The sequence below is a fragment of the Piscinibacter sp. PDB5-1 genome (genome assembly GCF_056676035.1).
This window is the reverse complement of the sequence record NZ_JBWVZL010000001.1, coordinates 1,011,938-1,024,557: the sequence shown is the minus strand read 5'-3', so window position 1 is coordinate 1,024,557 and position 12,620 is coordinate 1,011,938. Positions and strand designations below refer to the sequence as shown.

The window sequence follows — 12,620 nt, the reverse complement described above, 5'->3', positions numbered from 1 at the left end:
GTCCCATGACCCCCATCCAGTACCTGCGCATTGTCTGGTCACGCAAGTGGCTGGTGCTGGCGCTTGCCGTGCTGAGCACGGCCATCGGCGTGGGGGTCGCCTTGCGCATGCCCAAGCACTACAAGGCGCAGACCTCGCTGGTGGTCGAGGTGCGCGCTGACCCGGTGCTGGGCGCCTTGGCCCCCGGCATGACTTCGCCAGCCTACCTGGCCACGCAGGTCGAGATCATCAGCAGCGACCGCGTCGCCCAGCGGGTGGTGCGTGTGCTCGGCATCGAGCGTTCGCCCGAGGCGGTTGCCAACTGGCGCGAGGCCACGCAGGCGAAGATCCCGATGGAGCAGTTCTTCGCCGAGTCGGTCGCGCGGGGCGTGCAGGTCGAGGCCGGGCGGGGCAGCAACCTCATCTATATCAACTACGCCGCCGAAGACCCCAACTTCGCGGCGGCCGCGGCCAACGCCTTCGCGCAGGCTTACATGGACGTCTCGGTCGATCTGCGCGTGGCGCCGGCCCGCCAGTCGGCCGACTTCCTCGAAGAGCAGTCGAAGCTGCTGCGTGCCAACCTTGAACAGGCGCAGGCCAAGCTGTCGAAGTTCCAGCAGGACAAGGGCATCGTCATTTCCGATGAGCGCTACGACCAGGAAATGACCCGCCTGAACACGCTGACCAGCCAGTTGGCCCAGGCGCAGGCCGACCTGGTCGATGCCAGCGCGCGGCGCCGCAACACCGGTGGCGAGCTGTCGCCCGACGTGCAGCAAAGCAGCAGCGTGCAGGCACTGAAGGCGCAGCTCGCGCAGGCCGAAACCCGCCTGCTCGAAGCCAGCAGCACGCTCGGCCCCAACCACCCGCAGCGCCAGCAGCTCGAAGTGCAGGTCGCCAGCATCAAGCAGCAGCTCGCCGCCGAAATGCGCCGCGTGTCGGGCGGCAGCTCGGTGATGTCCAACGCCAGCTCGCAAAAGGTGGCTGAGCTGCGCGCCCTGGTCGATGCGCAGAAGCGCCAGGTGCTGGCGATGCGCTCAGAACGCGACCAGGTCTCGGTGCTGCTGCGCGACGTCGAAACCGCGCAGCGCGCCTACGAAGGCGTCAGCCAGCGCGTCAACCAGCTCAACCTCGAAGGCCAGAACAGCCAGGCGAACGTGCGCATCCTGAGCGCGGCGACGGCCCCGCTGTACCCCTCGCCGTCGAAGAAGCGCATTGCGGTGGTCGGTGCCCTGCTGGGTGGCCTGCTGCTGGGTGCGGCCCTGGCCATCGGCCTCGAACTGCTCGACCGACGCGTGCGTGGGCTCGAAGACATGGTCGTGGCCGATGGCGTTCCCGTCATCGGCGTGTTGCGGCCGGCGGATTCGAAGCAGCCCGTGTTCCGCCGCCTGCTGCTCGACCGCCCGCGCAGCAACAAGCCCTTGCTGTCGGCACCTGGAGCCAATTGATGAAGATGACGGTATCGGTCCCGCCCAGCGCACCGCGGGCGAGTCGATCCATCGGTGCCATCCTGATCGACAGCGGCCTGCTGTCCATCGAGGACGCCGAACGTGTGCTGGTGATGCAGCGCGAGCACAAGCTGCGCTTCGGCGAAGCGGCCATCAAGATGGGCTTGGTGACCGAGGCCGACATCCAGTACGCGCTGTCGCGGCAGTTCTCTTACGCCTACCTGCGCAGCAACACCGACCGCAAGACGATCAGCGAAGAACTGGTGGCGGCTTACCAGCCGTTCAGCCCACGGGTCGAGCAATTGCGCGCCATCCGCAGTCAGTTGATGCTGCGCTGGTTCGACAAGGCCGAGCAGCGCCAGGTGCTCACTGTGGTCGGTACCGAGAGGTCCGAAGGCCGCAGCTACCTCGCGGCCAACCTCGCGGTGGTGTTTTCGCAATTGGGCGAGCGCACCTTGCTGGTCGATGCTGACCTGCGCAACCCGCGCCAGCATGAGTTGTTCATGCTCGAAAACAAGACCGGCCTGTCCACCGTGCTGGCGGGTCGTTCGCGTGACGACGCGATCATCCGCATCACCGACCTGGCCGGGCTCTATGTGCTGCCGGCCGGTCCGGTGCCGCCTAACCCGCTCGAGCTCATCAACCGGATGAACTTCGACGAGTTCCTGGTGCAGGTGCGGGCTTCGTTCGACGTGGTCATCATCGACACCTCGGCGCTGTCGGTGGCCGAAGATGCGGCGATGATCTCGGTGCGCACCGGCGCCGCGCTGGCCGTGGCCCGCTCGGCGCAGACGCGCGTGGCCGCGTTCTCTGACATGGTGCAAGGCCTGCTGAACGCCGGCGTCGAAGTCGTGGGCTCGGTGCTCAACGACCTGCCCAAGCAGCCGTCGCGCAAGAGCGGCAGGAGCGAGGCGAAGTGAACCGCGCAGTTCTGCCCGCGCCGCCGTCTTCGGCCTCCCTGCCGGTCGCGTGGCTGCTGGTCCTGGGTGGACTGGCGGCGCTGTACCTGCCGGTCTACTGGAACGCGTGGAACGAAATCTGGCAGACCGACGACCACGCGCACGGCCCCCTGGTGCTCGCGGTGGCCGCGTACTTGTTTGTTCGTCTGGCACCGCGCATCGATGCTCTGCCGAACGCGCCGGCGCCGGTCTGGGGTGGTGCGCTGTTCGTGCTGGGCGTGCTGCTCTACCTGCCGGGCCAGGTGTTCGGCATTGGCGTCTTCAAGTTTCTTTCGCAGCCCCTGGTGGCCGCGGCGGTGCTGCTGTTGCTGAAGGGGCGCGCGGCCGTCCGCGTGGCGTGGTTTCCGCTGCTGTACCTGCTGTTTTCGATCCCCTTGCCGCAAGCCTTCATGGACGCGGCCACCGGCCCGCTCAAGCATGCGGTGTCGGTCATCGTCGAGCAGCTGCTCTTTCGTGCGGGATACCCCATCGCGCGAGAAGGCGTGATGATGACCATCGGCCAGTACCAACTGCTCGTGGCCGATGCCTGCTCGGGCCTGAATTCGATGTTCAGCCTCACGGCCCTGGGCACATTGTTCATGTACTTGATGGCGCGCAAAAACCGCTGGCACAACGCCGTCATGCTTCTGGCGATCTTGCCCATCGCCTTCTGCGCGAACATCGTCCGGGTGGTCGTGCTGGTCCTGGTGACGTACCACCTGGGTGACGAAGCAGGGCAGGGTTTTCTTCACGGGGCCGCGGGGATGGTGCTGATGCTCGCTTCGCTCGTTGCATTCTTTGCACTCGACGCGACGCTCAAGCGCATCCTCCCCTCGGGCTCGAATCAAGACGCATCCATTTCGAGGACCGGTACAACCGGCTGAAACACCATGAGCTATGCAGCAGTCTCCTCTCCCAGCGGCCTGATCGACAACAAGGCGGCCTCCGGCGCCCAAGCCGGCGCCCCGGCGGCGGTGCTGCCCGTCGAGCTAAAAAACGGCATCAGCCTCGACTACAAGAAGGCGCGCGAGATCGGTGAGCAACTCGCGCCGACGTACTGCTTCGCCGAGCCCTTTCCGCACATCGTGCTCGACAACTTTCTGCCCGAGCCAGTCATCCGCCTAGCGCTCGATCACTTCCCGAAAGAGCAACTGAAGTCGGACACCGTGTTCGAGATGGGCTACGCCGGTCTGCACAAGCGGCAGATCCTTCCCGAGGATTGCGACGAAGCGGCCAAGAGCCTGTTCCACTTCTTCAACTCGCAGCCGATGATCGAATTCCTGGAAGGGCTGTCGTCCATCCAGGGCCTGATTCCCGACCCGTACTTCACCGGTGGCGGCTATCACGAGACCACGCGGGGCGGCAAGCTGGGCATCCACGCCGACTTCCGCATCAACGAGAAGCTGCACCTGCACCGGCGGATGAACGTCATCATCTACCTCAACGAAAACTGGAAAGAAGAGTACGGCGGCCACCTCGAACTGTGGGACCGCAAGATGACGAAGAAGATGGACTCGGTCTCGCCCATCTTCAACCGCTGCGTGGTCTTCAACACGGATGCCGACTCGTACCACGGCCACCCCGATCCGCTGACCACGCCCGACGGCGTGGCGCGCCGCTCGATCGCGCTGTACTACTACACCGCCTCGCGTGAGATCTACAAAGAGGTGCCCAACAACGGCACCGTCTACCAGGCGAGGCCCACCGACGACGCGGCCACCAAGCGCGAAGCCCGCGACCTGAAGCGTGACGAGGTGCTGCACCAGTGGTTGCCGCCGGTGATGGTGCGCTTCATGCATTCGGTGCGCCGCCGGCTGGAAAAGAAAAACGGCTGACCCCCAGCCGCGGCGGGGTCAGGCCGCGGCACGCACCCGCCCATGTTCGTCGTCAACCTCAAAGCGCTCATCGTCGTCCTGACGCTGGCGCTTTTCGTTTTTGCCCTCGCCAAACCGCTGTGCCTGCGGTTCATGACGCTGGAGCTGTTCGTCTTCCGGCGCAACCTGTGGCTGGGGTTGACGGTCGTGGGCTTTCTCAGCCCCAACCTGCTGGTGCACCTGGTGCTCACGAGCGGGGCACTGATCTGGGCGAGCCGCCGAGAGCCGAACCCGGTGGCGCTGTTCGTGCTGCTGCTGCACGTGGTGCCGCCCTATGCGATCAGCCTGGCTTCGCTGGGCCTGGACAAGCTGATCGTGATGACGCACTACCGGCTGCTGTCGGCGATGCTGCTGCTGCCGGTGGCGATTCGTCTGTACCGCAGCGCCGATGCCAACACGCCCAGCAGCCTGCGCCTGATCGACGCTTTCTTGCTGTCGTACGGCGCCTTGCAGATTGCGCAGCTCGTGCCCTACGAGTCGTTCACGGCCAGCCTGCGCCGCGTGCTGATGTTCACCCTGGACGTCTGGTTGCCCTACTACGTGATCAGCCGCTTCCTGCGTGAGCCCCGGCAGATGACCGAGGCGATGGCGATGTTCTGCCTGGCCTGCGCGATCCACGTGCCGATCTCGGTGTTCGAGGCGCTGCGGCACTGGATCCTCTACGCCGGCATCGGCAGCATCTGGGGCGCGGCCCAGATGTCGTACATCTTCCGGGGCGACGCGCTGCGCGCCCAGTCGTCGGTTGGCCACCCGCTGGGCTTCGGTTTCCTGATGGCCATGGGCTTCGCGTTCTGGCTGCATGTGCGCACGCGCATCCCGCCATCGCCCGCCTGGCGCTTGGGCGCGGTGTGGATGTGGTTCGGCCTGATCGCCGCCTACTCGCGCTCGCCTTGGTTGGTCGCGGTGCTGGCCTTCTTCGCGTACCTGCTGCTGGGCAAGAACGGCGTCTCGCGGGCGATGGGTGCGCTGGCGGTGTCGGTCGTGGTCGCCGGGCTGGTGATGCTCACGCCCTGGGGCGACAAGATCGTCGCGGCGCTGCCCTTCGTCGGCTCGGTGGACGAAGACACGGTGGACTACCGCAAGCAGCTCGCCGAGGCCTCGTGGCGGCTCATCCAGCTCAACCCGGTGTTCGGCAACCCGCTGGTGCTGCAGGACATGGAAGACATCCGCGCCATCCAGGGCGAGGGCATCGTCGATCTCGTCAACACCTTTGCCGCGGTCGCGCTCTTCAACGGCGTGGTCGGACTGTTTCTCTTTCTGGGACCGATCGCCATCGGCCTGAAGCGCACCTTCGGCGCCATGCGCCGCCCCGGGCTCGGCGACGAAGCCGCGTCGCTCGGCGCGGTGCTGCTGGCCTGCACGCTGGGCACGCTGCTGATGATGGCCACCGGCAGCTTCGGCACCAGCCTGGCCATCATCACCTGGATGCTGGTGGCCATGATGGCCGCGTATTCGAGAATGCCGGTCGAAGCGCAGGCCCCCGTGGTGCTGGTGCAGCCCCGCGCCCACGCGAGACCGCAACGCCCGCCCTTGAGGTCGCGCTACAGCGGCTGACACGCCAGGACTTTCACGGGGAGGCCTGCCCTGCAGGGCGAGGCCCGCAGCCCATGAGCACCCACCCGACCCACAACGAACACAAGAATCTCTGTCGCGCATGAACCTGAAGGGAGAGATGGTCAGCACCGTGCTGTGTCTGGCCGGCACCACCGTGATCAAGCTCGTCAGCAGCATCGTGCTGACGAGCCTGCTGTACCCCGAGGCCTACGGCCTGGTCACCGCCGTGCTGTCGGTGGCCTTCGTGATCGGCATGCTGTCCGAGCTGGGGGTGGTGGGTTTCATGATCCGCCACGAGCGCGGCGACGCGCCCGAGATCGTGCAGACCATGTGGACGCTGCGCTTTCTGCGCGGCCTGTTCGGCTTTGCGGTGCTGTTCTTCGGCGCGCCCCTGATCGCCGACCTGTACGGCACGCCCGAGATCACCACCGCGATGCGCGTCTACGCCATCGCCTTCGTGATCAACGGGCTCGAATCGATGTCGCTGGTGATGGCCTTGCGCGACCGGCGCGTGAGCGTGGTCAACGTGGTCGAGCTGGTCGCGCTGTTCGGCTCGACCATCTTCGTGATCGCGTTCTCGTACTTCAACCGCGACCACATGGGCATGATCTACGGCATGGTGCTCAACCGCGTGTTCATCCTCGTGATGAGCTATGGCTGGTACCGCGACCTCAAGCCGCGCTTCATGATCGATCGCGCGGCGCTGAAAGAGATCCTCGCCTTCACCAAGATCGTGCTGCCGTCGAGCGCGATCACGCTGTGCATCAGCCAGTTCGACCGCATCGTCTTCCTGCGCCTGTTCAACCTCGAACTGCTGGGCCACTACGGCATTGCCAACAACCTGCTCGCGCCGGTCGAGGCGGCCACGCAGAAGGTGAGCCGGTCGATCTTGCTGCCGCGCTGTGCCGAGGTGCACCGCAACGCGCCCGAGACGCTGCGCGACCGCTACTACCGCGACAACGTCAAGGTGTTCGCGTTCATGCTCTTTCTGCCGGCGGTCGCGGGCGGGGCCGCGTCGCTGATCGTCGAGATCCTGTTCGACCCGCGCTACCTGGTGGCCGGGCCCATCCTGATGGTGTGCTCGATGCGCTACATCTTGAGCGCACTGGCCGGGCCGCCCGAAAACATGCTGATGGCCGCCGGCCACACACGCGTGCTGCTCGTGAGCCAGTTCTGGCGTGCGGGCTGGCTGGTGGCCTTCGCCTTCATCGGCTACCAGCTCGGTGGCTTCTACGGCTTCCTGATCGGCGTGATGCTCGACCAGCTGCCGGCCTGGCTGTACTTCTTGTATGTGCAGTTCAAGACCGACAAGCTCATCCTCAAGTACGAAGCACTGAAGGTGGCCTTCGTGGCCGTCGTCTTCGGCGGCGCCTACCTCTTCGCCTGGGCCCTCCAAGGCCAGGGCGCCGCGCTTCGGGCGCAGATCAAGCACCTGCTGCTGTCCTGACGGCGGCCCGTCGCCGCGCATCCACACCCCACCGACCATGCACATCGCGCTCCTCGCCCCGGCCTGGCCCCCTGAGCGGTACCCGAACGGCATCGCCACCTACGTGCGCTACCTGCGCGAAGAGTTTCATCGCCAGGGCCACCGCGTGTCGGTGCTGGCCCCCGTGGTCGAAAGCAGCGAAGAGCGCATCTACCCGGTGTCGCTCACGCGCTGGCGCCGCGTGAAGATGCGCATCGGCGAACGCCTGCGCCCCGAGAAGACCGAGCAGTTCCGCTGGGGCGGCATGATTGCCGACGCGGTGCGCACGCTGCACCGCCGCGACCCGATCGACGTGCTCGAAGTCGAAGAGTCGTTCGGCTGGATGGGCGACGTGATCCGCGAGGTGTCGATGCCGGTGGTCGTGAAGCTGCACGGCCCGACCTTCCTCACCACACCCAAAGAAGAGCTGCACACGCCGCTGGTGCAGCAGAAGATCAAGTTCGAAGGCGAAGCGCTCGCGCTGGCGCAGCACATCACCTCGCCCTCGCGCCATGTGCTCGAACACACGCTGGCGAAATACGCACTCAAGCCGCGCATCGGCCGCCACCTCGTCAACCCCCTGTGGATGAGCGACCAGGTGCCGGCCTGGCGACCCGACGGGTGCGATGCGCAGGCCGTGCTGTGGGTGGGCCGCTTCGAGCGACTCAAGGGGGCCGACCTGATGCTGCTGGCCTTTCGGCGCCTGCTCGAACGCAAGCCGGGGCTCAAGCTCGTCTTCGTCGGCCCTGACCGCGGCCTGCGCATGTCCGAGCAAAAAGTGCTCGGTTTCGACGAGTTTCTGGCCGAGTACTTCACGCCGGCGCAGCGCGAACGGGTGCAGTACCTGGGCCAGCGCGAGCCGCGCGAGATCGTGCAGCTGCGCACGCAGGCGGCGCTGACGGTGGTGTCGTCACGGTTCGAAAACCAGAGCTACACCGCGCTCGAAGCCATGCTGCAGGGCTGCCCGGTGGTGTCCACCGACGTGGGCGGCCAGGCCGAGCTGATCGAGCACGGTGTCAGCGGCCTCTTGTCGCGCGCCGAAGACGTGGACGACCTCGCCGCGCAGATCGCGCGCATGCTCGACGACCCGGCGGCGGCCGCGGCCATGGGCCAGCGTGGCAAGCAGTACGCGCAGACGGTGCACTCACCGGCAGCGGTGGCCGAGGCGACGATGGCGGTGTACCGCGAGGTGATCGGCTGAGGCGCTGAGCGACCCGCTCAGTTCAGGTCAAGCCCGCCAGCTCAGGCAGCGGTGGCGCGACGCCGGAACACCAGCGTCCAGTGCCCGTACCACAGCACGTTGGTGCGGCTGCGGTGCACGCACTCGAAGGCGGGGTCGGTGACCCAGGCTTCGACGGTCTCGGGCCCGGTGTGTTGCACCCACTGGCGCGCCATCAGCAGGTCGTGCATGCGGTTGGCGAGCGCGCGCCACCAGGGCCGCGTGACCATGTCTTTGACGATCAGCAGGGCGCCGGGCGGCGTGGCCGCGCACAGCTGCTGAATGAAGCCCGCCTGGTATTTACGCGGGATGTGGTGGATGACATCGACCACCGACACCACCGTCCAATCGCCCGCCGGCATGCCCTCTTGCACGGTGCGCACCGAGAACTGCACGTTCTCGGGGTGGTCGAGCTTGGCGGCGGCCTGCTGGGCCGCGGCGATGGCGTCGGTGGACATGTCGAAGCCGACGCCCTTTTCGAGCCGGCCCAGCGTCGAGAGGTACAGCAGGAAGAGGCCCGAGCCGCAGCCCACATCGAGCACGCGCGAGCGCGGGGGCACGAGGTCGATCACCTCGCCGAAGGGGCAGATGTAGGGGCGCAGGCCCTGCACGAAGCTCCAGCGCCAGTGCTGGCCGGCGTAGAGCTTCTTGGCCAGTTCGGCCAGGCGGGACGGCGTCTTCAAGCCGGGGTCGTTGAGCGTGGTGTCGGTCATCTCGGCGCCTGGTGGTGGGGGCTCGTCAGCCCTGGCGGGCTGCAACGTGGGGATCGGCTTCAACCCGGCTGCGCCGCGCGGCGCGCCACTGCAACCCGGCCGCGATGGCCAGCCCGCCGAGGGCCGCGAGTTGCGGGGCCATCACGAGGTGATAGCGGTCGCCGATGATAACGACGGCATGCACCGTGGTGTAGTACAGCACGGGCACGACGGTGAGCGAGGTGACGAAGCGCCAGAACCCGAAGCGCCGCACGCCCACCACCGCGCCGGCCAGCGCCAGCAGCATGATCGCGGCCCAGCTCAGTTGCGTGAGGCGCTTGAAGACCATCACCGCCCGCTCGCCGAAAGTCGCGCGAATGCCTTGTGAGTTCCACAGCGCGCCGATCGACTCGTTGCTGAACAGCATGACCGCCTTGCGTGCCGAACGCAGCACGAAGCCCACCGGGTCGGCGACGATGTACTGCTTGGCCAGCGCACCGAGCGCTTGGTTGCGCTGGTGGTCGTTGAGGTGCTCCATCTCGCGCGGCGGATCGACGAAGGCCCCATCGGTGCCGGGCACGTTGCCCATCCACAGCGTGAGCCCGCCGTTGGTCGAGACGAGGATGGGCTCACCATAGAGCTGGTGGTTGCGCCAGGTCCACGGCGACACCACGAGCAGCAGCGACACGGTGGCGATCACCGCCATGCCCAGTTGTCGCCGCAGCACCTCGCCGCGCCAGCCGGCCTGCAGCACCAGCGTGGCCGCGAAGATCGCCGGCAGCAGCAGCGCCAGCGGCCGCACCAGCGTGGCCGCGCCCAGCACCAGCCCGGCGAGGACGGCGTTGAGCCAGGGCCGTGGCCCGTCGCGCAGCCACAGGTCGAGTGCCAGCATCGTGAGCGTGAGGTAGGGCAGCTCGCTCGTCAGCAGCGTCGTGAACATCACGAGCGTGGGCCACGCGGCGAGGATCACCGCCGTCCACAGCGCCACCCGCTCACCGAGCAGGCGCGCCGCGACGCGCGCCGAAAAGTAGATCAGCCCGACCGACAGCAGCAGGTTGATCGCGACCACGCTCAGGTAGCTGAAGCCTGCCGCCCAATAGCCGCCCGCGTACAGCATGGCCGCGCCAGGCGCCCAGAAGGCGAAGGGCTCGTCCTTCGTCCAGCCGAACACGCCGTGCATCACCAGGTTGCGCGCGAAGGTGTCGTAGGCCTTCACGTCGCTTTCAGGAATGACCGGGATCAGCAGCGCCCACAGCACCCGCAGCGCGAGGCCGGCGGCGATGACGAGCCACAGGCGGCGCATGAAGCGCGGGTAGGCGGCGGTGGGGCGTGCGGTCGTCGCGGTCGAAGTCATGGCTGCGTCCTCACAAGACCTTGGCCAGCACCAGCGCGGCCCCGACGATCACCGCGAGGAACCAGCTCTGCCGGTCGGTCACGGCAAACACCACCGGGTCGTCGTGCATCTCGCCGCGGTGGGTCTTCATCCACACGCGGCTGATCCAGTAGAGCAGCGGCGGCAGCACCATCCACAGCGCCCAGGGCTTGCCGTAGAGCATGCCGGTCTCGGGGCTGTTGACGTACAGCGCGAGGATCATGATCGCGATGTAGCCCGAGGCCGTGCCCAGGCCCATGAGCACCGGCAGGTCGCTCACCAGGTAGCCGCGGCCGGCCGCCTTGGTCTGGTTCTGCTGCAGCACCGCCTGCATCTCGGAGTAGCGCTTCACGATGGCCAGGCTCAGGAAGATGAACATCGAGAACGCCAGCAGCCAGAACGAGGGCACGATCTGCGTGGCCGCCGCGCCCGCGACGATGCGCGTGGTGTACAGCGTGGTCAGCAGCATCACGTCCACGATGACCTGGTTCTTCAGCCAGAACGAGTACAGGCAGGTCAGCACGAAGTAGCCGCCCAGCGTCAGCACGAACTGCACCGGCAACTGCGTGCACAGCAGCGCGGCCGCGGCCAGCAGCACCGGCACGATCATCACGCCGTGCGCGATGGGGATGGCCCCCGAGGCGAACGGCCGGTTGCGCTTGCGAATGTGCGCACGGTCGGAGTTCAGGTCGAGCAGGTCGTTGATGACGTACACCGCCGACGCGCAGAAGCCGAACGCGAAGAAGGCCAGCACCGCGGCGATCGCCTCGTCGGGGTTCGACAGGTGGTGCGCCGCCAGCAGCGGAATGAACACCAGCAGGTTCTTCAACCACTGGTGCACGCGGATCGCCTTCAGGTAGGTCTTGAGCGAGGCACGCGGCGTCTGGATGCGGTGCGACACCGGGGCCACTTTCTCGGCGGCACGCGCGAGCGCGTCGCTCGGGCCCACGACGATGGCGCCGCCGCTGGCGGCCCACACCGGCAGGTCGGTGCTGCTGTTGCCGGCGTAGGCGAAGCCCTTGTCACCGAAGAGCTTCGACAAGCGCTCGGCCTTGTGGCTGCCCGCGACGTTCTGCGCTTCGTCGTCGGTGGCGACGATCTGGTCGAACAAGCCCAGGTGGTCGGCCACCTTCTGCGCCTGGCTGGCCGTCGAGGCCGTGGCTAGCACGGTGGTGCGCCCTTGTTCGCGCGCCTCGCGGATCAGCCCCAGCACCTCGTCGTTGTAGGGCAGGCGGCTCGCGTCGAGCCACACGCGGCGTGCGATCTGCTGCTTCATGTGGGCCTTGCCCCGCAGCAGCCAGAACGGCAGCAGCAAGACCGACAGCCACGAGGTCTTCAGCAGCAGCAGCACCGACTCGTGCAGCAGGTCGGTGCGGATCAGCGTGCCGTCGCAGTCGATGCAAAGCGGCAGTTGGGGGCTCGGCACGGCGCTCATCCGCCGCGTGCCACCAGCACGATGCCGGAGGTGATCAAGAGCGTGCCGACGACACGTTGCGCGTTGAGCGAGTCGCCCAGGAACCACCAGCCCACGAGCATCGTGACGATGAAGCCCAGGCCGACGAACGGGTAGGCGAAGCTCAGTTCGACCTTGGCCAGCACCAGCAGCCACACCACCGCGCCGCCGACGTACAGCGACAGCCCGGTGACGACCGCTGGGTTGGTCGCCAGCAGCCCGGCGAGCGCGCCCCAGCGGTGTTCTTCGACGGCCGTGCGGATGGCCGGCTGGCTCATGCCCATCTTGAGAAAGAGCTGGGCGGTCGTCGCCATCAAGACGCTGCCGAGGATGAGGAGGAGGGTGCCGATGCGCATGGAAACCTGGGGTGAGGCACTCGACGTTCAGGCGGTCGCGTGGTGGAGCGAGACAGGCCGCAAGAGCTGCGGATCGTGGCGCGATGTGTGGCGCGGAATGTGGCCGCGGGCCACGGTCGCGCAGTCGCAAAGACGGGCCGGATTATAGAAGTGCGATGTGACGCCACGAGGCTTCGAACAGGGGGTGAAGCCCGCCCGCCACAGCTGTCACAGTGCGGCCTGGCGCGCGGCCCCGGGGCCTCAGGCAACGCCCGGCACACGCACGACGCGCCG

The 12,620-nt window shown here is 67.2% G+C and carries 11 protein-coding genes; 7 read left to right on the top strand and 4 right to left on the bottom strand.

Going from position 1 to position 12,620, the window contains the following annotated elements; all coding sequences use genetic code 11:
- Nucleotides 1-5: 5 nt before the first annotated feature.
- The 7 genes from epsF (at nucleotide 6) to AC1KAT_RS04500 (ending at nucleotide 8,456) form a co-directional block, all read left to right on the top strand.
- Nucleotides 6-1,424 carry a chain length determinant protein EpsF gene (gene epsF / locus AC1KAT_RS04530; RefSeq protein WP_480323222.1) on the top strand — a complete coding sequence of 473 codons (1,419 nt, stop codon included), beginning with the start codon at nucleotides 6-8 and terminating at the stop codon, nucleotides 1,422-1,424.
- Nucleotides 1,424-2,344 (top strand): chain length determinant protein tyrosine kinase EpsG, encoded by a 921-nt coding sequence (epsG, locus tag AC1KAT_RS04525; RefSeq protein WP_480323220.1) that lies wholly within the window; start codon nucleotides 1,424-1,426, stop codon nucleotides 2,342-2,344. The genes epsF and epsG overlap by 1 nt, the downstream gene beginning before the upstream one ends.
- Nucleotides 2,341-3,246 (top strand): exosortase B, encoded by a 906-nt coding sequence (gene xrtB / locus AC1KAT_RS04520; protein WP_480323218.1) that lies wholly within the window; start codon nucleotides 2,341-2,343, stop codon nucleotides 3,244-3,246. Before epsG ends, xrtB begins: the two co-directional genes overlap by 4 nt.
- A gap of 6 nt (nucleotides 3,247-3,252) precedes the next feature.
- Entirely contained in the window at nucleotides 3,253-4,197 is a 945-nt protein-coding gene (locus tag AC1KAT_RS04515; RefSeq protein WP_480323216.1) for a 2OG-Fe(II) oxygenase, read from the top strand.
- A gap of 42 nt (nucleotides 4,198-4,239) precedes the next feature.
- Nucleotides 4,240-5,790: an O-antigen ligase family protein gene (locus AC1KAT_RS04510; RefSeq protein WP_480323214.1), complete on the top strand. Its 1,551-nt coding sequence runs from the start codon at nucleotides 4,240-4,242 to the stop codon at nucleotides 5,788-5,790.
- A 100-nt stretch (nucleotides 5,791-5,890) separates the two neighbouring features.
- A complete protein-coding gene (locus AC1KAT_RS04505) occupies nucleotides 5,891-7,237 on the top strand; it encodes an oligosaccharide flippase family protein (RefSeq protein ID WP_480323212.1) in 1,347 nt (448 codons plus the stop codon).
- Between the two features lie 37 nt (nucleotides 7,238-7,274).
- Nucleotides 7,275-8,456, top strand: a complete 1,182-nt coding sequence (locus tag AC1KAT_RS04500) for a glycosyltransferase family 4 protein (protein ID WP_480323210.1) — start codon at nucleotides 7,275-7,277, stop codon at nucleotides 8,454-8,456.
- Between the two features lie 41 nt (nucleotides 8,457-8,497).
- Here AC1KAT_RS04500 and AC1KAT_RS04495 read toward each other — a convergent pair whose 3' ends face one another.
- Genes AC1KAT_RS04495 through AC1KAT_RS04480 form a run of 4 tightly spaced genes read right to left on the bottom strand, consistent with a single transcriptional unit; the run spans nucleotide 8,498 to nucleotide 12,347 of the window.
- Nucleotides 8,498-9,187 (bottom strand): class I SAM-dependent methyltransferase, encoded by a 690-nt coding sequence (locus AC1KAT_RS04495; protein WP_480323208.1) that lies wholly within the window; start codon nucleotides 9,185-9,187, stop codon nucleotides 8,498-8,500.
- A 25-nt stretch (nucleotides 9,188-9,212) separates the two neighbouring features.
- The gene (locus tag AC1KAT_RS04490; protein ID WP_480323206.1) at nucleotides 9,213-10,520 is read right to left on the bottom strand and encodes an ArnT family glycosyltransferase; all 1,308 of its coding nucleotides are present in this window, start codon (nucleotides 10,518-10,520) and stop codon (nucleotides 9,213-9,215) included.
- Between the two features lie 10 nt (nucleotides 10,521-10,530).
- On the bottom strand, nucleotides 10,531-11,973 hold the full coding sequence (locus AC1KAT_RS04485; RefSeq protein WP_480323204.1) for a UbiA family prenyltransferase: 1,443 nt from the start codon (nucleotides 11,971-11,973) through the stop codon (nucleotides 10,531-10,533).
- Entirely contained in the window at nucleotides 11,970-12,347 is a 378-nt protein-coding gene (locus tag AC1KAT_RS04480; RefSeq protein ID WP_480323202.1) for a DMT family transporter, read from the bottom strand. Before AC1KAT_RS04480 ends, AC1KAT_RS04485 begins: the two co-directional genes overlap by 4 nt.
- Nucleotides 12,348-12,620 lie beyond the last annotated feature (273 nt).